Source organism: Bradyrhizobium sp. ORS 285 (genome assembly GCF_900176205.1).
In the GTDB taxonomy this organism is placed as follows: domain Bacteria; phylum Pseudomonadota; class Alphaproteobacteria; order Rhizobiales; family Xanthobacteraceae; genus Bradyrhizobium.
In genome coordinates, this window is record NZ_LT859959.1 from 2,712,277 (window position 1) to 2,730,484 (window position 18,208).

Annotated in this window: 18 protein-coding genes and 1 tRNA gene; 13 read left to right on the plus strand and 6 right to left on the minus strand. The window is 64.9% G+C overall.

Annotated elements, in window-relative coordinates; all coding sequences use genetic code 11:
* Window positions 1–223 precede the first annotated feature (223 nt).
* Entirely contained in the window at window positions 224–1,450 is a 1,227-nt protein-coding gene (locus BRAD285_RS12235; protein ID WP_006615657.1) for a CaiB/BaiF CoA-transferase family protein, read from the plus strand.
* A gap of 162 nt (window positions 1,451–1,612) precedes the next feature.
* On the opposite strand, the gene BRAD285_RS12240 is transcribed toward BRAD285_RS12235, so the two are convergent.
* Complete coding sequence (locus BRAD285_RS12240) at window positions 1,613–1,849, minus strand: hypothetical protein (protein ID WP_006615656.1); 237 nt, start codon at window positions 1,847–1,849, stop codon at window positions 1,613–1,615.
* Between the two features lie 19 nt (window positions 1,850–1,868).
* Window positions 1,869–2,540, minus strand: a complete 672-nt coding sequence (locus BRAD285_RS12245; RefSeq protein WP_006615655.1) for a TetR/AcrR family transcriptional regulator — start codon at window positions 2,538–2,540, stop codon at window positions 1,869–1,871.
* Between the two features lie 208 nt (window positions 2,541–2,748).
* Between BRAD285_RS12245 and BRAD285_RS12250 the strand changes: the two genes are divergently transcribed.
* Together BRAD285_RS12250 and BRAD285_RS12255 are read left to right on the plus strand one after the other, a co-directional pair.
* Complete coding sequence (locus BRAD285_RS12250) at window positions 2,749–3,984, plus strand: acyl-CoA dehydrogenase family protein (RefSeq protein ID WP_006615654.1); 1,236 nt, start codon at window positions 2,749–2,751, stop codon at window positions 3,982–3,984.
* Window positions 3,985–4,262: 278 nt separating this feature from the next.
* Window positions 4,263–5,321, plus strand: coding sequence for a phosphotransferase family protein (locus tag BRAD285_RS12255; protein WP_006615653.1), 1,059 nt, complete (start codon window positions 4,263–4,265; stop codon window positions 5,319–5,321).
* A gap of 241 nt (window positions 5,322–5,562) precedes the next feature.
* On the opposite strand, the gene BRAD285_RS12260 is transcribed toward BRAD285_RS12255, so the two are convergent.
* Together BRAD285_RS12260 and BRAD285_RS12275 are read right to left on the minus strand one after the other, a co-directional pair.
* Window positions 5,563–5,847, minus strand: coding sequence for a hypothetical protein (locus tag BRAD285_RS12260; protein ID WP_006615652.1), 285 nt, complete (start codon window positions 5,845–5,847; stop codon window positions 5,563–5,565).
* A 972-nt stretch (window positions 5,848–6,819) separates the two neighbouring features.
* Window positions 6,820–7,605: an SDR family NAD(P)-dependent oxidoreductase gene (locus BRAD285_RS12275; RefSeq protein ID WP_006611817.1), complete on the minus strand. Its 786-nt coding sequence runs from the start codon at window positions 7,603–7,605 to the stop codon at window positions 6,820–6,822.
* A gap of 144 nt (window positions 7,606–7,749) precedes the next feature.
* Between BRAD285_RS12275 and BRAD285_RS12280 the strand changes: the two genes are divergently transcribed.
* The gene (locus BRAD285_RS12280) at window positions 7,750–8,457 is read left to right on the plus strand and encodes a histidine phosphatase family protein (RefSeq protein WP_006611818.1); all 708 of its coding nucleotides are present in this window, start codon (window positions 7,750–7,752) and stop codon (window positions 8,455–8,457) included.
* A 337-nt stretch (window positions 8,458–8,794) separates the two neighbouring features.
* Entirely contained in the window at window positions 8,795–9,562 is a 768-nt protein-coding gene (locus BRAD285_RS12285) for an SDR family NAD(P)-dependent oxidoreductase (protein WP_006611819.1), read from the plus strand.
* Window positions 9,563–9,733: 171 nt separating this feature from the next.
* Here BRAD285_RS12285 and BRAD285_RS12290 read toward each other — a convergent pair whose 3' ends face one another.
* Window positions 9,734–10,966 carry a serine hydrolase gene (locus tag BRAD285_RS12290; RefSeq protein WP_006611820.1) on the minus strand — a complete coding sequence of 411 codons (1,233 nt, stop codon included), beginning with the start codon at window positions 10,964–10,966 and terminating at the stop codon, window positions 9,734–9,736.
* A gap of 174 nt (window positions 10,967–11,140) precedes the next feature.
* Here BRAD285_RS12290 and BRAD285_RS12295 point away from each other — a divergent pair.
* Window positions 11,141–11,216: transfer RNA gene (locus BRAD285_RS12295), tRNA-Trp, on the plus strand.
* Between the two features lie 104 nt (window positions 11,217–11,320).
* Here BRAD285_RS12295 and BRAD285_RS12300 read toward each other — a convergent pair.
* On the minus strand, window positions 11,321–12,553 hold the full coding sequence (locus tag BRAD285_RS12300; RefSeq protein WP_006611821.1) for an ABC transporter substrate-binding protein: 1,233 nt from the start codon (window positions 12,551–12,553) through the stop codon (window positions 11,321–11,323).
* A 422-nt stretch (window positions 12,554–12,975) separates the two neighbouring features.
* On the opposite strand from BRAD285_RS12300, the gene secE reads away from it, so the two are divergent.
* The 7 genes from secE (at window position 12,976) to rplL (ending at window position 17,677) form a co-directional block, all read left to right on the plus strand.
* On the plus strand, window positions 12,976–13,167 hold the full coding sequence (gene secE, locus BRAD285_RS12305) for a preprotein translocase subunit SecE (RefSeq protein ID WP_006611822.1): 192 nt from the start codon (window positions 12,976–12,978) through the stop codon (window positions 13,165–13,167).
* Complete coding sequence (gene nusG, locus BRAD285_RS12310) at window positions 13,167–13,724, plus strand: transcription termination/antitermination protein NusG (RefSeq protein ID WP_006611823.1); 558 nt, start codon at window positions 13,167–13,169, stop codon at window positions 13,722–13,724. The genes secE and nusG overlap by 1 nt, the downstream gene beginning before the upstream one ends.
* Window positions 13,725–13,958: 234 nt before the next feature.
* Window positions 13,959–14,387 carry a 50S ribosomal protein L11 gene (gene rplK / locus BRAD285_RS12315; RefSeq protein ID WP_006611824.1) on the plus strand — a complete coding sequence of 143 codons (429 nt, stop codon included), beginning with the start codon at window positions 13,959–13,961 and terminating at the stop codon, window positions 14,385–14,387.
* Between the two features lie 6 nt (window positions 14,388–14,393).
* Window positions 14,394–15,086, plus strand: a complete 693-nt coding sequence (gene rplA / locus BRAD285_RS12320) for a 50S ribosomal protein L1 (RefSeq protein WP_006611825.1) — start codon at window positions 14,394–14,396, stop codon at window positions 15,084–15,086.
* A 79-nt stretch (window positions 15,087–15,165) separates the two neighbouring features.
* Window positions 15,166–16,134 (plus strand): 2-hydroxyacid dehydrogenase, encoded by a 969-nt coding sequence (locus BRAD285_RS12325; protein ID WP_035646298.1) that lies wholly within the window; start codon window positions 15,166–15,168, stop codon window positions 16,132–16,134.
* A 583-nt stretch (window positions 16,135–16,717) separates the two neighbouring features.
* Complete coding sequence (gene rplJ, locus BRAD285_RS12330; protein ID WP_006611827.1) at window positions 16,718–17,236, plus strand: 50S ribosomal protein L10; 519 nt, start codon at window positions 16,718–16,720, stop codon at window positions 17,234–17,236.
* A gap of 60 nt (window positions 17,237–17,296) precedes the next feature.
* On the plus strand, window positions 17,297–17,677 hold the full coding sequence (gene rplL / locus BRAD285_RS12335; RefSeq protein ID WP_006611828.1) for a 50S ribosomal protein L7/L12: 381 nt from the start codon (window positions 17,297–17,299) through the stop codon (window positions 17,675–17,677).
* The last annotated feature ends 531 nt before the right edge of the window (window positions 17,678–18,208 follow it).

Here is an 18,208-nt window from a genome sequence, read left to right on the forward strand (position 1 = left end):
GCCCGGAATTCATCGGGCGGCACACTGTGCGGAGGAATGGATTCCGGGTTCGTGCTGCGCGCACGCCTCGGAATGACGACCTCACGGGCATATGTCCTTGATCGGCAAGGCCGCATGCCGAGAGCGCAGTGCTCCAGCCCGTGAAATGGTGTATCCGCGAGTGACTGGCGGCGCGCCCTGCGGGCATGTCCGCCACAAGGAATAACACTCCCGGAGGAACTCCATGTCGGCCCTGCCGCTGTCTGGCATCAAGATTCTCGACCTCACGCGCGTATTGGCCGGACCGCTCTCCGCCCAGATGCTGGCCGACCTCGGCGCCGAGGTGATCAAGATCGAACGGCCCAAGACCGGCGACGACGCCCGCGCGTTCGGACCGCCTTACCTCAGGGATCCCGAGGGCAAGGCCAACAACAACAACTCCTTCTACATCTGCGCCAACCGCAACAAGAAGTCGGTCACCGTCAACATCGCCTCGCCGGAAGGGCAGGAGATCATCCGCGCGCTCGCGAAAGACTGCGACGTGTTCATGGAGAACTACAAGGTCGGCGATCTCAAGCGCTACGGCCTCGACTACGACGCCATCAAGGCGATCAATCCGGACGTGATCTACTGCTCGGTCACCGGCTTCGGCCAGACCGGGCCGTATGCGCCGCGCGCCGGCTATGACGCGATCTTCCAGGCGATGGGCGGGCTGATGAGCGTGACAGGCCACATGGACGGCGAGCCCGGGGCAGGGCCGATGAAGGTCGGACCGTCGATCGTCGACTACATGACCGGCATGAACACCTCGATCGGCATCCTCTCGGCGCTGTATCACCGCGACGTCAATGGTGGCGGCGGCCAGCATGTCGACGTCTGCCTGTTCGACACCGTGATCGCCTCGCTGTCGCATTACGCGCAGATCTTCCTGATCAACGGCAAGTCGCCGCCGCGCCGCGGCACCTGGGGCAATGGCGGCATGCCGGCCGGCGTGTTTCGCTGCACCGACGGCGAATTGATGCTGGTGGTCGGCAACGACGCGCAGTTCGCGCGCACCTGCGCCGTGCTCGGCGCGCCGGAGCTTGCGACCGATCCGAAATTCGTCAAGAACAACGACCGCGTCGTCAACGGCAAGGAGATCATGGCGATCTTCGCCGGCCTGTTCCTGAAGAACTCGGTCGCGCATTGGCTGGAGGAGCTGGAGAAGGCTGGCGTGCCCTGCGGCCCCGTCAACGATTTCGCGCATGTCTTCGCCGATCCGCATGTCCGCTCGCGCGGCATGGAGGTCAAGGTCGAGCATCCGTTCGAGCCGCAGCTGTCGGTGATCCGCAACGCGCTGACCTTCTCCGGCACCCCGATCACCGACTACCGCGCCCCGCCGCTGCTCGGCGAGCATACGCAGGACGTGCTGGCGTCGATCGGTTATGACGAAGCGAAGATCGCGGCCCTGAAGCAGCAGGGTGTGGTGTAGCGCGCCACGCGCACGCCTTCCGTAGGGTGGGCAAAGGCGGTGCCGTGCCCTGTCGGCAGATGAGATCGCAGTGGCGCCGTGCCCACCATCTCGCCGCGCAACGCGCTGATCGACGGTGGGCACGCTGCCACCTGACGGCGGCTGCTTTGCCCACCCTACGGTTCAGTGGACGTGGCGATGCCTGTGGCGTTTCGCCTTGGGTCGGTGATAGCGCGGCTCTGCCACGTATGGAGCAGGCGGCGCCCCCAGTTGCTGCCGCGATTCCTGCAGGCGGCGCTGATAGCCGGGGGAGTTCATGATGTTGGCAGCGGCGCCGCGCGCGAGCACCGGCTCGGGGGCCGAGACGATCGCGAGCGCCGTGGCGGCGATGGCCAGGATCAATCGCAGGCGCTGCGTCATCGGGCGTGCTCCATTCTCGTCAGCGCGCCTCGCGCGCCGCGACCTTCGGCGCTGACTTTGCCGCCGGCACACGCGCGGTCAAGCCGAGCACCGCGCCGCGCACCACGCGGTCGATCACATCCTCGACATCGTCGAGATCGCATTGTCCGTCCGAGAGTTTCGTCAGCCGCTCGCTTTCGCGGATGGTGTGATGCGCCATGGCGAGCGCGAAGTGCAGGCCCCAGAACAGGTCGACCTCGGCGCTGTCGGGCAGGGCTCGCCGCATCGCGCCCGCGAATTTGCGTAAGTGGTCGATCTCCTTGGTCTTGATGCGGCGGATCGGTGGCACCGATTCGATCGAGGCGCGGATCATGAACTGCGCCACCGGGGAGCGCTGGTTCTCCGGCCCCAGGCAGCCGCGCAGGATCGGGCCGACGAGGGCGCGCAGGATGGCGCTGATCTCGGCGCGGCCGCCGCCCGCATCCTCGGCTTCACGCAATTCGCGCAATCGCTCACGGTTGAGCGCGATCGAGCGCGTCACGAACAGCTCCGCGATCAGCTCGTCCTTGGAGCCGAAATGATAGTTCACCGCGGCGAGATTGACGTTCGCCGCCGCGACGATGTCGCGCAAGGTGACGTCGGAGAAGCCGCGCTCGGCATAGAGCCGCTCGGCGGCGACGAGGATCGCAGTCCGGGTCTGGTCGGTCGCCATGGGGTCCCCGTTGCGTTTCAAACAATTGTATGAAACTATTGTTTGAGACGGCCGGAATGTCAATCGCGGTGCTTCCGCGGGGCGAGATTTCGGCACTGCAGCGACGGTGCCCGCGAGATCGTGCCGCGCAAGATCACTCTTGCGCAGGTGCATCCGGTGGATCGACACTGCGGCAAAACGCGGCCAGGAAACACCCAAGGAGAGTCCCATGGACTTCACGATGTCGGCGAAGCAGCAGGAATGGCTGGAGCGCGTGCGCAGCTTCATGACCAAGCATGTCCGCCCGGCGGTGCCGATCTACAAGCAGCAGGACGCCGAGGGCGACCGCTGGAAGGTGATCCCGATCCTCGAGGAACTCAAAGCCAAGGCGAAGGCCGAGGGTCTCTGGAACATGTTCATGCCGCCGTCGCCGCATGAGGACGACGAGTTCCGCGGCGCCGGCCTGACCAATCTCGAATATGCGCTGCTGTCGGAGGAGATGGGCCGCATCTCCTGGGCGTCCGAGGTGTTCAACTGCTCGGCGCCCGACACCGGCAACATGGAGGTGTTCATCCGCTACGGCACCAAGGAGCAGAAGCGCAAATGGCTGCGCCCCTTGATGGACGGCGAGATCCGCTCGGCCTTCCTGATGACGGAGCCTGCGGTGGCCTCGTCCGACGCCACCAACATCGAGACCCGCATCGTGCGCGACGGCGATCACTACGTCATCAACGGCCGCAAATGGTGGTCGTCGGGCGTCGGCGATCCCCGCTGCAAGATCGCGATCCTGATGGGCAAGACCGATCCGTCGGCCGCCAAGCATCAGCAGCAGTCGCAGATCCTGGTGCCGCTCGACACCCCCGGCATCAAGGTCGAGAAGATGCTGCCGGTGTTCGGCTTCGACGACGCGCCGCATGGCCACGCCCAGGTGCTGCTCGAGAACGTCCGCGTGCCCGCGGAGAACATCCTGCTCGGCGAGGGCCGCGGCTTCGAGATCGCGCAGGGCCGTCTCGGCCCGGGCCGCATCCATCACTGCATGCGCACCATCGGCAAGGCCGAGGAGTCGCTGGAAAAGATGGTGCGCCGGCTGATGACGCGCACCGCGTTCGGCAAGAAGATCATCGAGCATTCGGTGTGGGAGCAGCGCATCGGCGAGGCCCGCACCAACATCGAGATGTGCCGGCTGCTCTGCCTCAAGGCCGCCGACATGATGGACAAGGTCGGCAACAAGACCGCGCAGGGCGAGATCGCCATGATCAAGGTCGCCGCTCCGAACATGGCGCTGAAGATCATCGACGACGCCATCCAGGCGTTCGGCGGCGCCGGCGTGTCCGATGATGCGGGTCTCGCCAAGGACTACGCCAACATCCGCACGCTGCGCCTGGCCGACGGCCCGGACGAGGTGCACAATCGCGCCATCGCCCGGCTCGAGATGAAGAAATACGCCAACGAGCCGCGCCACTGAGCGCAGACTTGTAGAGTGGGCAAAGCGTCCGGCTGAGCGCGTAGCGCGCAGGCGGACGCGTGCCCACCATTTTCGAGTCCAAAGCAGGATGGTGGGCACGCTGCGCTTTGCCCACCCTACGATTCATGGCACGCTCGCCACCTCCGTCATTGCGAGCGCAGCGAAGCAATCCAGAGTCCCGACGGAACTCTGGATTGCTTCGCTCGCCGGACGCGCTCCGCGCGTCCGACGGTTCGCAATGACGGAGAGATCACACCAAGCGACCAAGGGAGTTCGTCGTGGCCGACGGCGTCAAGAAGGACGAAGAATTCTCCGGCACCAAGCCGGTCGAGGAGCGGCATCGTTTCGACGAGGCCAGGCTCGCGGCGTGGATGGCCGAGCATGTCGAGGGCTATGCCGGCCCGCTGACCGTGCTGCAGTTCAAGGGCGGCCAGTCGAACCCGACCTATCGGCTGAACACGCCGTCGCGCTCCTACGTGCTCCGCCGCAAGCCGTTCGGCAAGCTGCTGCCGTCGGCGCATGCGGTCGATCGCGAATTCCGCGTCATCGCCGCGCTCGGCAAGCAGGGCTTTCCGGTCGCGCACGCCTATGCGCTGTGCAACGACGACGGTGTGATCGGTTCGGCGTTCTACATCATGTCGATGGAGGAGGGCCGGGTGTTCTGGGATCCGACCCTGCCGCATGTCGCGGTTCCCGAGCGGCGCGCGATCTTCACCAGCAAGATCGAGACGCTGGCCAAATTGCACACCTACGATCCCGCCGCCATCGGCCTCGCCGACTTCGGCAAGCCCGGCAACTATTTCGCCCGCCAGGTCGACCGCTGGACCAAGCAGTATCGCGCCTCCGAGACCGAGCATCTGCCGGAAATGGAGAAGCTGATCGAATGGCTGCCGCGCACTCTGCCGGTGCAGCAGCGCGTCTCGATCGTGCACGGCGACTACCGCCTCGACAACATGATCTTCCACGCGACCGAGCCGCGCGTCATCGCGGTGCTCGACTGGGAGCTGTCGACCTTGGGCGATCCCATGGCCGACTTCACCTATCTCCTGATGCAGTGGATCATGCCCGGCCTCGCCGGCGTCGACCTCAAGGCGCTGAACATTCCGACGATGGAGGAGGCCGCGGAGATCTATCGCGGCGTCACCGGCACCGAGCTGCCCGATCTCAACTGGTACTTCGCCTACAATCTGTTCCGCCTCGCCGGCATTCTCCAGGGCATCATCGGCCGCATCCGCGACGGCACCGCCGCCAACGACAAGGCCATCGAGTCGGTCAAGCGCATGGTGCCGATGACCAAGCAGGCCTGGGAGTACGCGCAGAAGGCCGGCGCGGTGTAGCTCCGTAGTCTCAGTGCTACGGAGCTGATCCCGGCACGGTCGTCGCCGCGGACGCATGGCCGTAGGGTGGGCAAAGCGGCCGCCGTAGGCGGCGGCGTGCCCACCGTCTCTCCGCGAACTCATCAGCAAACTCATTGGCAAGGATGGTGGGCACGGCGCCATCGCGATCGCCTGTGAAGAAAGAGCGCGGCAGCGCCTTTGCCCACCCTACGGCCCGATCCGGTCGCCGCTGCTGTGTAGGCTAACGCCCACCACCACCACCACCACCTCCGCCGCCGCCGCCACCACCGGCCGCGGTCATCGCGCTGCTGTAGCGCGGGTCAGTCTGCTTCATGTAGATCGGCGAGCTATCGCGGCTCTGGCGACGCTGCGATTGCTGCACCTGGACGTCGGTGCCGCACGCCGTCCAGGAGGCGAGCTCACAGCCCGGCCACTGGGTCTCGCGCGCGCTGGCGCTCGTGATGGCTGCGCCGGCTGCCAGGGCGCCGATACAGGTGAGCAAAGCTAGCTTCGATCGCTTCGACATGGTGTCCATCCTTCGTTTCGGCGAGGCCGGAATGGTCCGCTTGCGAGGTTCGACGGCATGTCGGAGCGGGCGGTTCGAAGATGTGGGCCGGAAAAATCTCGCCGGCGCTCGAGTTCTCGCTTGAACCCGATCACCATTTGCAGCGACGTGACGCCGACCGGTATTGGATCCGTGTGTGACTTCGGAAGCAGCGCACCATTCGCGAGCGTACCTCCATGGCGCGGCTTGCTCTCCTGACCACCTCGTGCCTGAGGAAAAAAAGTTCGCCAGCACGATCAAAGTGATCGCGGTCTTCAGTTCGTCGACGCGAAAAAATTCAGCTTTCGCTTTTCCGAAATTTATGATTTGATGCTGTCATCCCGCCCCACCGAAGGGGCGTTGCGCGCGATCGTCACGACACGCGGGGCGGGGAGCGGTGGCCGCGATCATGTCGCAGCGTAGCCTGGCTACGCGGACGAACGTCATGGCGCGGACGTGAAGTCGCAGCGTGCTGGCACCCCGATGCTGGTGCTACGTTCGTGACGGCGCTTGCGCGCCGCGCGGGCCATGGTGGCCAACAAGCCCGGCGCACCAGGCAGACTGCGTATAAGCGTGAAGACCATCGCGCAGGGAAGGCCGGGCGTTGTCCGGCTGCACCTGTGGTACCTGCCGCCTGCATTTTTTCTCGCAGGCGGGCCGCAGGCGTCAGCCGACGCCTGGCCTTCCCTGCGCCCTTCGATTTGCGAGGGGCGGCGAACTTCGGGATCACTCGGGCGTGGATGCGCTGCGGGAATAAGCGCGCATGTCGATTTGTTTGCCACCAACTGTTCGTGTGTCGCGATGGCGCTAACTTCTTGCTCGTCATGCCCGGGCTTGTCCCGGGCATCCGCGTCGTTCCGAGCATGCCGCTCGACGTGGATGGCCGGGACAGGCCCGGCCATGACGGATGCGAGAGGAGGGGGTGGATGGGCGCCCTCGCAAAAGGCCAGAGCGTTAAATCGGCTTCCCCGCATACGGCATCGAGGCCGTCAGGCCGCCGTCGACGGGGAAGGCCTGGCCGTTGACGTAGGAGGCTTCGTCGCTGGCGAGGAACAGGGCCATGGCGGCGATCTCGTGCGGCTGGCCGGCGCGCTTCAGCGGATTGAGCTGGCCGATCTTGCCTTCGGTGCCGCGCTCCTTGGCGCCGTCGAAGATCGGCTTGGTCATGCCGGTCTCGATCAGGCCAGGGCAGACCGCGTTGATGCGCACGCCGGTGCCGGACAGAGAGTAGGCGGTGGTCTGCACCAGGCTGATGACGCCGGCCTTGCTCGCCGCGTAGGGATGGCCCGAGGCGCCGGACTTCAGGCCGGCAACGGAGGCCGTGCAGACGATCGCGCCGCGCTGCTGCCTGATCATGTGCGGCATGGCGTATTTCACCGCGAGGAACGGGCCGATCAAATTGATGCGCAGGATCTCCTGCCAGTGATCGACTGTCTGCTCGGCGATCGGCTTCAGCCCGCCGGAGATGCCGGCATTGGCCCAGATGACGTCGAGCTTGCCGTAGGTCGCGACCGCGCGATCGATGAAGCCGGAGACATCAGCCTCGGAGCCGGCGTCGGCCATGACGGCTTCGGCAATGCCGCCTTGCTGCTTGACCATGTCGACCGTCTCCTTGACGGCCTCGCTGCGATCGACCGCGATCAGCCGCGCGCCTTCCTTCGTGAACATCAGGGATGCGGCGCGGCCGATACCGCTGCCGGCGCCGGTGATGATGACGGATTTGCCTTCGAGGCGGCCCATGTTTCCTCCTGTTGTCGTTGTGATCAGTTGCGTGCCGCGCAACGGAATTCAAACGTCGTTTCAAACGTGCTGAAATCGCCAAGCGGCTTGAGACGACAGATGCCTTCACGTACAGCGAGAGACCGGCAGAGGGAAGGGTGAGCGATGACGAGTGATGGAAGCAAGCCTTCTGTGGTCACCACGCGCTGGTGGTGGGTGCGCCACGCGCCGGTGCGCAGCGACGGCGGCAACATCTACGGCCAGTCGGATATCGCCTGCGACACCTCCGATCGCGAGGTGTTCGAGGCGGTCGCGAAAATCCTGCCGCGCAGCGCAGTCTGGTATGCGAGCAATCTGATGCGCACGCATCAGACGGCGGAGGCGATCTGGGCCGCCGGCTTTCCGCAGCCCGCCACGATGATCAAGGAAGCCGCCTTTGCCGAGCAGCATCTCGGCCAGTGGCAGGGCATGAACCGCGCGGCGTTCCTGGCGAGCCGTCCGGCCGGCAGCCACTGGTTCGCCGCGATCGACGAGCCCGCGCCGGGCGGCGAGAGCTACATGGATCTGTACACACGCGTCACTGCTGCCATCGCGCGAGTGACCACTGCCGAAGCGGGCCGCGATATCATCGCGGTGGGACATGGCGGCACGATCAAGGCTGCCGTCGGCCTGGCGCTCGGCGGCCTCGTCGAGAAGGGGCTGGCATTCGACATCGACAATTGCTCGGTGACGCGGCTCGATCACATCGTGGCAGGGGAGACCAGCACATGGCGCCTGCCGATGGTCAATCAGCAGCCGTGGATGGCCGATGCCGCGCACCGCGCGATGCATCAGCCGGCGGGGCCGGAGGTCACGACGAGCAAGCTGGCGTGAGGATGGTAGGTCGCTCCATGTATCATTCGCGTCCGCGCATGCTTCGTGTATCAGCCTGCGTCGCCACACGGGCGGTGCACCCTCTCCCCTTGTGGGAGAGGGTGGTATGATCGCGCTGGCGCGATCATACCGGGTGAGGGGTCTCTTTCCGCGGTCTCCATTCGTCGAGAGAGACCCCTCACCCAACCGAGTGTGCTGCGCTGTCCTACATGCCCTCTCCCACCCTGGCGAAGCTTCGCTTCGCCTTGGGGGAGAGGGCACAGTCACTAGCACCGCGAGGTCGACGTTGCGGTGCGAATTTCCCAACCAATAACATCTAATAACTCGGAGGACTCCAATGACCCTGTTCGACATGACCGGCAAGGTGGCCGTCATCACCGGCTCCACCCGAGGCATCGGGCTCGCCATTGCCGAGCGCATGGCCGAGCACGGCGCCAAGGTGGTGATCTCCTCGCGCAAGGCCGATGTCTGCGACGCCGTTGCCAAGGAGATCAACGAGCGTTTCGGCGCCGGCACGGCGGCCGCGGTGGCCGCCAACATCTCAAGCAAGGAAAATCTGCAGAACCTCGTCGACGAGGCCAACCGCATCTACGGCCAGATCGACGTGCTCGTCTGCAACGCCGCGTCGAACCCGTATTACGGGCCGCTGGCCGGCATCTCCGACGATCAGTTCCGCAAGATCCTCGACAACAACATCGTCGCCAACAACTGGCTGATCAGCATGGTCGTGCCGCAGATGATCGCGCGCAAGGATGGCTCGATCATCATCGTCTCGTCGATCGGCGGCCTGAAGGGATCGACCATCCTCGGCGCCTACGCGATCTCCAAGGCCGCCGACATGCAGCTGGCGCGCAATCTCGCCTGCGAATACGGCCCGCACAATGTGCGCGTGAACTGCATCGCGCCCGGCCTGATCAAGACCGACTTCGCCAAGGCGCTGTGGGACAATCCGGACAACCTGAAAGCCTCGACCGCCCGCTCGCCGCTGCTGCGCATCGGCATCCCCGACGAGATCGCCGGCGCGGCGGTGTTCCTAGGGTCAGCCGCGGGCAACTTCATGACCGGCCAGACCATGGTGATCGACGGCGGCGCGACGATCAGTTGAGGGCAGGGGTTCGCCGTGTTCCGTAGGGTGGGCAAAGACAGCACGCGGCGCAGCCGCGTGATGGCGTGCCCACCGCAGTCCATCGTCGAAGGACGGTGGGCACGTCGTTTCGCGGCTTTCGCCGCGAACCGCCTTTGCCCACCCTACGCCACGATGATGCGTGCGCGTCCCTCACTCCACCGCGGCATACACCACGTCGCGGACCAGCGTGCGCAGATAGTCGCGCTGTCCCGGCGCCTGCGCCATGAACACGCAGAACAGCTCCTCCTTCGGGTCGATCCAGAAGAACGTCCCGGCGATGCCGCTCCAGAAGAAGGTGCCGGGCGAGCCGGGGAAGGGGGCGATGCCGGCGTCGCGGCGGACGGCGAAGCCGAGGCCGAAGCCGTGACCGGGCGACAGCAGGGTGCCGACCGTCTTCACCTCCGGGCCGAGATGGTCGGAGGCCATCAGCTCGAGCGTCTTGCGGCCGACCAGCCTGGTGCCGGCGAGGCTGCCCTTGTTGAGCAGCATCGCGCAGAACCTGGCGTAATCCATCGTGGTCGCCACGAGCCCGCCGCCGCCGGATTCCATCACCGGCTGCTCGGTCATCTTGAACAGGTTGACGGCCTCGCCGGTCCACGGGTCCTTGGCGAACGGCTCGGCCAGCCGGCCGGCATTGGCCTCGCTGGTGAAGAACGCGGTCTCGTTCATGCCGAGCGGCTTGAGGATGCGCTCGGACAGGAACACGCCAAGCGACTGGCCGGAGACGACCTCGATGATCCGGCCGAGGATGTCGGTCGAGCAGCTGTAGTTGAACTCCGCGCCCGGCTGGCAGATCAGCGGCAGGCCGGCCACGATCGCGGCGTGCTCAGCATTGGTGATCTTGCGGCTGCGCACCCGCGACTGCTGGTAGAGCTGGTGCACCGGCCCGGTGCCGGTGTGCTCGTAGGCGAGACCCGAGGTGTGGCGCAGCAGGTCCTGCACCGTCATCGGCTGGGCCACCGGCACCAGCTCCAGCTTGCCGCCCTTGTCGATCCCGACCTTCTGGTCGCCGAACTCCGGGATGAATTTTGCAACCGGGTCGGACAGCAGCAGATCGCCGTCCTCGGCGAGCATCATGATGCCGAGCGACACGATCGGCTTGGTCATCGAGAAGATGCGGAACAGCGAATCAGGGCGCATCGGCGTGTCCGCGTCCGGCGCCTGGCGGCCGATGGCATCGAACCAGCCGATCCGGCCACGGCGGCCGACCAGCAGGGTGGCGCCGGGGATGGTGCCCTTGTCCGCCTCGCGCTTGAATGCGTCCGAAGCCCGCTGCAGCCGCGCCGCAGACAGTCCAAGCGCCTCCGGCCGGTCATCCGGCAGCGGCGGGCTCAGGGAGCGCAGAGCGGACAGCGGCATGCTGGGGGCGGGGGACGGGGTCATGGGCTCTCCCTTGGGCAGTATTGTCTTGATTGTCTTGGGCAATGTTGTCGGTTTGCATCAAGTCTGGCGCGGAAGTTGTGGTCTGACCAGTCGATTTGCCCCAATGCACCCTTGCATTGGGGGGGAGGTCTATGCTTGAAAGCGCCCGAACCGGCGACACTGTCCCGGCTCGCTAGGAGTGTAGCTCAATTGGTAGAGCACCGGTCTCCAAAACCGGGGGTTGGGAGTTCGAGCCTCTCCACTCCTGCCAGCGAGATAGCTGCCAGCGAGATCAAGCACTTAAAGCCGAAATCGACGAAGACAGTTTGCCCGGGGCCCGCGATGCGCGAGCCCCGAACTCTTTTTGGCGGGTCCTTATTGTTTCACGTAAGGACAATTGCCGTCCTTCAGCGGCCGGAACGCCTGGTCGCCGGGCACCTCCGCCAGCACCTTGTAATAGTCCCACGGCCCCTTCGATTCCTCGGGCTTCTTCACCTCGAACAGGAACATCGAGTGCACCATGCGGCCGTCCGCGCGGACGACGCCGTTGTCGGTGAAGGCGTCACGCACCGGCGTTTCGCGCATCTTGGCGAGCACCGGCTTGGTGTCGCGGGTGCCGGCGGCCTTCACCGCGTTGAGATAGTGCAGGGTGGCGCTGTAGGTCGCCGCCTGGTTCATGGTCGGCATCCGCTTCATCCGATCGAAAAACTTCTTGCCGAAGGCGCGGGTGCGGTCGTTGAGGTCCCAATAATAGGCCTCGGTGATGATCAGGCCCTGCGCCAGCTTCAGCCCGAGGCTGTGGATGTCCGAGATGAACATCACGATGCCGGCGAGGTTCTGGCCGCCGGCGACGATGCCGAACTCCGCCGCCTGCTTGATGGTGTTGATGGTGTCGCCGCCGCCATTGGCCATGCCGATGATCTTGGCCTTGCTGGCCTGCGCCTGCAGCAGGAAGGACGAGAAGTCCTGGTTGTTCAGGGGATGCCGGGCGCTGCCGACCACCTTGCCGCCGGCCGCGCGCACGACGTCGCCGGTGTCGCGCTCGATCGAATGGCCGAACAGGTAGTCCGCGGTGACGAAGAACCAGGTGTCGCCGCCGTTCTTGACGATAGCCTGGCCGACCGTGTGCGCGTTGCCGTAGGTGTCGTAGGTCCAGTGGATGGTATAGGGCGAGCAGGATTTGCCGGTGATGTCGGAGCTTGCGGCGTCCGTCACGATCATCAGCTTCTCGAACTGCTTCGACATCTCCATGCCGGCCAGCGCGGTCGCCGAGGTCGGCATGTCGATTACCATGTCGACGGCCTCGTTCTCGTACCATTTGCGCACGATCGTGGCGGCGATGTCGGCCTTGTTCTGCGGATCGGCGCTGATCACCTCGATCGGCTTGCCGAACATGGTGCCGCCGAACTCCTCGATCGCGAGCTTGGTCGCCTCCAGATTGCCCTGGCCGCCGATGTCCGAATAGACCGACGAGAAGTCGCTGAGCACGCCGATCTTGAGCGGCGCCTGGGCGCGGGCAGGGGCGGCGGTGAGGGTGAGGGCGGCAAGGCTGGCAACGAGGCCGACGGCGGCAAGGCGCGTCAGTCCCTTGCCCGTGGCAAAGGTCATGGGTTTCCTCCTGATTATTCTTGTGCCCGCGAGCATGAGCGGCCGTCGCAGGCGCGGCAAGGGCTGGAACTGCCTCGCCACGGGCATTTCGTCGCGGCAACTGCTCAACCTGCCGTCGTGCGGAAATGCCCTGCCGCGGCACAAAAAACCGGCGCGAGGCCCGACAAGAGAGGGCTTGCCGCCGATATGACCGGGGACGCCCGGCCTGCCCATATCTTGACCTCAGGCCGGTCCGACAGTAGATATCGAGGACCTGCAGCCGGCCCGCGACATGCGGATATCCGGCGCGGCTTTTCACTCCCCGAACAAGCGAGCCCGTGGTTTTCGGCTCATCTCTCCGACAAGAGGGTGGGCAGCGGTCGGCTGTTCGGTTTTCCCAGTCAACTCTTCAATCGTCCGATGACGGACGAGGACCCCTGACGATGGCTACAAGCCCGTTCAAATTCCTGCAGGAAGTGCGCTCGGAGACCGCCAAGGTCTCGTGGCCGAGCCGTCGCGAGGTCACCATCACCACGATCATGGTGTTCGTGATGGTGGCGCTGGCCTCGGTGTTCTTCTTCGCCGCCGATCAGATCATCCGTTATCTCATCACCCTCGTGCTGGGCATCCACTGATGGCAACCGCAACGCATTCGTCCGACAAGCGCTGGTACATCGTCCACGCCTATTCGAACTTCGAGAAGAAGGTCGCGGAGTCGATCCGCGAGCAGGCCAAGCAGCGCAATCTCGAGGAGCTGTTCGAGCAGGTGCTGGTGCCGATCGAGAACGTCACCGAGGTGCGCCGAGGCCGCAAGATCAACGCCGAGCGCAAGTTCTTCCCCGGCTACGTGCTGGTGAAGATGAAGCTGACCGACGAGGCGTTTCACCTGATCAAGAACACGCCCAAGGTGACCGGCTTCCTCGGCGCCGAGAACAAGCCGATGCCGATCTCCGAAGGCGAGGCGATGCGCATCCTGAACCAGATGCAGGAAGGCGTGGAGCGGCCGAAATCGTCGGTGTCGTTCGAGATCGGCGAGAACGTCCGCGTCGCCGACGGCCCGTTCGCCTCGTTCTCCGGCGTGGTCGAGGAAATCGACGAGGCGCGTTCGCGCCTCAAGGTCGCGGTGTCGATCTTCGGCCGCGCCACCCCGGTCGAGCTGGAGTTCAACCAGGTCGAGAAGGTGGTCGGCTAAGCCAAGCCGCCGCATCTGCGGCGTCCCCGGGCTTTCCTTTTCGTCCGATCTCGTGTATCGGGCGCGCTTCGCTCCCCAATGGGGGGCGATTTCGTTCGTGGGAGGCGCGGCCGGCTTTGCCAGCCGGAATAAAGCGCGCCGGACCACGGTCCCAAACCTCGCCCGACGGGTTTTGTCGCCCGGAGGGCGGTGCGTTCGCATCAGGCAAACACGCGAACGCGTTGGAGAATCACAATGGCAAAGAAAGTAACCGGTTACCTGAAGCTTCAGGTCCCGGCCGGCGCGGCGAACCCGTCGCCTCCGATCGGCCCCGCGCTCGGTCAGCGCGGTCTCAACATCATGGAGTTCTGCAAGGCGTTCAACGCGCAGACCCAGAAGGAAGAGAAGAACACCCCGATCCCGGTGGTCATCACCATTTACGCGGACCGGTCCTTCACCTTCGAGATGAAGACCCCGCCGATGTCCTTCTTCCTCAAGCAGGCCGCCAAGATCCAGTCGGGCTCCAAGGCCCCGGGTCGCGACAAGGCCGGCAAGGTGACCAAGGCGCAGGTGCGCGAGATCGCCGAGAAGAAGATGAAGGACCTGAATTGCGACTCGATCGAGTCGGCCATGAAGATGGTCGAGGGCTCCGCCCGCTCGATGGGTCTGGAAGTTGCGGGGTAAGCGGCCATGGCTATCGGAAAGCGTTTGAAGAAGGCCCGCGAGGGCATCGACCGCACCAAGCTCTACCCGCTTGCTGATGCGATCAAGATGATCAAGGAGCGCGCCGTCTCGAAGTTCGACGAGACCATCGAGGTCTCGATCAACCTCGGCGTCGATCCGCGTCACGCCGACCAGATGGTCCGTGGCGTCGTCATGCTGCCGAACGGCACTGGCCGTACGCTGCGCGTCGGCGTGTTCGCCCGTGGTGCCAAGGCCGACGAAGCCCGTGCCGCCGGTGCCGACGTGGTCGGTGCGGAGGACCTGGTCGAGAAGGTGCAGAACGGCAACATCGACTTCGATCGTTGTATCGCCACCCCCGACATGATGCCGCTGGTCGGCCGTCTCGGTAAGGTGCTCGGTCCGCGCGGCATGATGCCGAACCCGAAGATCGGCACCGTGACCATGGACGTCGCCGGCGCCGTCAAGGGTGCCAAGGGCGGCTCGGTCGAGTTCCGCGTCGAGAAGGCGGGCATCATCCAGGCCGGCGTCGGCAAGGCCTCGTTCGGCGAGGACAAGCTGGTCGAGAACATCAAGGCGCTGGCGGATGCGGTCGTGAAGGCCAAACCGGCAGGCGCCAAGGGCACCTACGTCCAGCGCGTCGCGGTGTCCTCGACGATGGGCCCGGGCGTCAAGGTCGAGCCGGGCACCGTGCTCGCCTAAGCGGCCACGCATAGGTTAGACAGCAAGGGCGGGATCGTTGAACGATCCCGCCCTTCGCATTTTGGAGTCCGCAGCCGCGATGCCCGACAAGGTCCTGATCTATTCCCGCTTCCCCAAATCCCTGACCCAGCGCTTCGCCGACCGCTTCGACCTCCTCGACACCGGCGGCAAGCCGGCGCACGAGGTGTTTCCGGCGGAAGAGGTGGCGCAGGTGCGGGCGCTGATCACGGCCGGCGCCACGCGGTTGGGCGCGGCCGAGATGGACCGGCTGCCGGCGCTGGGGGCGATCGTCTGCTACGGCACCGGCTATGATGGCGTCGATCTGAAGGCGGCGGCGGCGCGCAACATTGCGGTTGGCCACAGCCCGGGGGCCAATGCCGCGGCGGTCGCCGATGTCGCGGTGATGCTGATGCTGGCGAGCACGCGGCGGCTGGTCGTCGCCGATACCTATGTCCGCGATGGCGGTTGGGCCGGATCCAAGCCATCGCCGCTAATGAAGCCGCCGGCGAGCTTGGCCGGTTGCAAGGTCGGCGTCTACGGCATGGGCGAGATCGGCCGCAAGATCGCCGCTCGGGTCGCGGCGTTCGAGACCGAGGTCGGCTATTTCAATCGCACCCGCTATGACGACCTGCCTTACCAGTACTTCCCGAGCCTCGATGCGCTGGCCGAATGGTGCACCGTGCTGATGATCGCCGTCCGCGCCGGCGCCGAGACGACCCACGTCGTCAACGCCGATCTGCTCAAGAAGCTCGGTCCCGACGGCCACATCGTCAACATCTCGCGCGGTTCGGTCATTGATGAGCGTGCGCTGCTGACGGCGCTCAAGGACGGCACCATCGCCGGCGCGGGCCTGGATGTGTTCGAGACCGAACCTCATGCACCGGATGAACTGACGGCACTTCCGAATGTCGTGGTGACGCCCCATATCGGCGGTAACACCCGTGAGTCGCACGTTGCGATGCAGGCCTGCGTGGTGGCCAATCTCGCGGCGTTCTTCGCGGGGAAGAGGTTGCCTTATGCGGTATCGGCGTCCTCGGCAGGCTCATAAACGACTTTAAGGACCTTCGGCCGGCGGCCGTCGCACCTCCAAATTGGTGCGATTTTTGCTGATGGGGGTCTTGGCAAGTCGTCATCGACCCGTTAAAGAACCGACTTCCGGGCGGGCTGGCTTTTGCTGGCGCGCCCGTGCGCGCATTCCGAAAGACGTGGAGAGGACCAGCATTCCTTTTGAGGATATCCGTTTGGATTTCTCGGAAGGAAGAAGGATCTTTCTGCTCTCGAAATGCCGCAGGGGAGGTCGGTCCGCCGATCGCCTCGAATCCTGTCCGAGACTGCAGGTGCCGGTGCGGAAACACAGTTTCCTCAATGGCTTAATCATTCAGCCTGCATAGACGGGTGAAGACCGGATTTCGGCATGTCCTCTGCGCGTCGTCGTGGTGGCATGCAGGTTTGGTTCGAACCTCGACACTCCGCGGGCTCTTTTGGGGCCTTCGGAAGGGCAGGCTATTCATCGCCGTTTCGCCTTGTGTGTCCTCGGGTTCTTACGTCCGGAGGTCAGGTTTGGCGGGGCGGCGGGTTTAACCCGGCGGTCCCGCTTTCGGGCGAAGGCCGCCAACCGGAGAGAGCTTGCTGTGGAACGAGCGGCAAAAAAAGAGGCGGTCGAAGAACTGCACGAGGTCTTCAAGACCACGGGCGTCGCGGTCGTCGCTCACTATTCCGGCCTCACCGTGGCCCAGATGCAGAAGCTGCGCATGCAGATGAAGCAGGCTGGCGCGTCGGTGAAGGTCTCGAAGAACCGTCTCGCCAAAATTGCTCTTGAAGGCACGGACGTCGTCGGCATCGGTTCCCTGTTGAAGGGGCCGACCGTGATCGCAACCTCGAACGATCCAGTCGCGGCGCCCAAGGTTGCCATCGAATTCGCCAAGGCGAACGAAAAGTTCGTCATCCTCGGCGGCTCGATGGGCTCAACCGTCCTGAATGTCGACAGCGTGAAGGCCCTGGCCTCGCTGCCGTCGCTGGACGAACTGCGCGGCAAGCTCGTCGGCCTGATCCAGGCTCCGGCGACCAAGCTGGCTCAGCTCGCCAACGCTCCCGCGGCCAAGGTCGCGCGCGTCATTCAGGCTCATGCCTCAAAGGGCGAAGCGGCCTGACGCCCTTCGCAAACACTCACAACCTGGTTTCGAACCGAACCACACTAAAGGACTACATCAATGGCTGACCTGCAGAAGATCGTCGACGACCTCTCGGCCCTCACCGTTCTCGAGGCCGCTGAGCTCGCCAAGCTCCTGGAAGAGAAGTGGGGCGTGTCCGCCGCTGCTGCCGTTGCGGTTGCCGCTCCGGGCGCTGCTGGCGGTGGCGCTGCCGCTGCTGCCGAAGAGAAGACCGAGTTCACCGTTGTCCTGGCTTCGGCTGGCGACAAGAAGATCGAGGTCATCAAGGAAGTCCGCGCCATCACCGGCCTGGGCCTGAAGGAAGCCAAGGACCTGGTCGAGGGTGCTCCGAAGCCGGTCAAGGAAGGCGTCAACAAGGACGAGGCCGAGAAGATCAAGGCTCAGCTCGAGAAGGCTGGCGCCAAGATCGAGCTCAAGTAAGCGCGATTGGCTCTGGAGCGTCCCGCGGCCTGATGGCGAAGCGCGGGGCGCTCCCCGACGATCTGGTGACCGGGTGGTAACATTGCCCGGTCATCATAAAGACAAAGACGTTTGCGGGGGTATCCGGATCGGCCGGAATCGTTGCAAAAGGCGTGCAACGGGGAAGTCCGCTGCAGGCCGAACACGGAAAAGTGTGGAGATTTGGGGACGTCGCTCTCGAATCTCGACTAATGTCAACCCATATTGGGTCGGCAGCACGAAAAGCCGGTTTTGGCGATGGAGTGGCGTCTCTATCGTAAGCCGTTGGGAGATAGGCAATTTCGGGCTTTTGCAGTCCGTAACGAACTAGTTCTGACGAGCGGGTGCGCCCTCGCGCCTCGCGCGTCGTTTTGCGTTTTGGCGGTCTGAAGAACAGATCTGGGACGGTTTTCGTTCCGCGCTCTGTCCCTCAGACCTTCGAAATGGATCGAAATTCAACCCGGGATGGCGGTGGCAGCCGCTGTTTCGGAAGGATCGCCCCTCCGGGCGACG

Coding starts and splice junctions, on each gene's coding strand:
- BRAD285_RS12235 (WP_006615657.1), top strand. CDS start 224: ATGTCGGCCCTGCCGCTGTCTGGCATCAAGATTCTCGACCTCACGCGC.
- BRAD285_RS12240 (WP_006615656.1), bottom strand. CDS start 1,849: ATGACGCAGCGCCTGCGATTGATCCTGGCCATCGCCGCCACGGCGCTC.
- BRAD285_RS12245 (WP_006615655.1), bottom strand. CDS start 2,540: ATGGCGACCGACCAGACCCGGACTGCGATCCTCGTCGCCGCCGAGCGG.
- BRAD285_RS12250 (WP_006615654.1), top strand. CDS start 2,749: ATGGACTTCACGATGTCGGCGAAGCAGCAGGAATGGCTGGAGCGCGTG.
- BRAD285_RS12260 (WP_006615652.1), bottom strand. CDS start 5,847: ATGTCGAAGCGATCGAAGCTAGCTTTGCTCACCTGTATCGGCGCCCTG.
- BRAD285_RS12275 (WP_006611817.1), bottom strand. CDS start 7,605: ATGGGCCGCCTCGAAGGCAAATCCGTCATCATCACCGGCGCCGGCAGC.
- BRAD285_RS12280 (WP_006611818.1), top strand. CDS start 7,750: ATGACGAGTGATGGAAGCAAGCCTTCTGTGGTCACCACGCGCTGGTGG.
- BRAD285_RS12285 (WP_006611819.1), top strand. CDS start 8,795: ATGACCCTGTTCGACATGACCGGCAAGGTGGCCGTCATCACCGGCTCC.
- BRAD285_RS12290 (WP_006611820.1), bottom strand. CDS start 10,966: ATGACCCCGTCCCCCGCCCCCAGCATGCCGCTGTCCGCTCTGCGCTCC.
- BRAD285_RS12300 (WP_006611821.1), bottom strand. CDS start 12,553: ATGACCTTTGCCACGGGCAAGGGACTGACGCGCCTTGCCGCCGTCGGC.
- secE (WP_006611822.1), top strand. CDS start 12,976: ATGGCTACAAGCCCGTTCAAATTCCTGCAGGAAGTGCGCTCGGAGACC.
- nusG (WP_006611823.1), top strand. CDS start 13,167: ATGGCAACCGCAACGCATTCGTCCGACAAGCGCTGGTACATCGTCCAC.
- rplK (WP_006611824.1), top strand. CDS start 13,959: ATGGCAAAGAAAGTAACCGGTTACCTGAAGCTTCAGGTCCCGGCCGGC.
- rplA (WP_006611825.1), top strand. CDS start 14,394: ATGGCTATCGGAAAGCGTTTGAAGAAGGCCCGCGAGGGCATCGACCGC.
- BRAD285_RS12325 (WP_035646298.1), top strand. CDS start 15,166: ATGCCCGACAAGGTCCTGATCTATTCCCGCTTCCCCAAATCCCTGACC.
- rplL (WP_006611828.1), top strand. CDS start 17,297: ATGGCTGACCTGCAGAAGATCGTCGACGACCTCTCGGCCCTCACCGTT.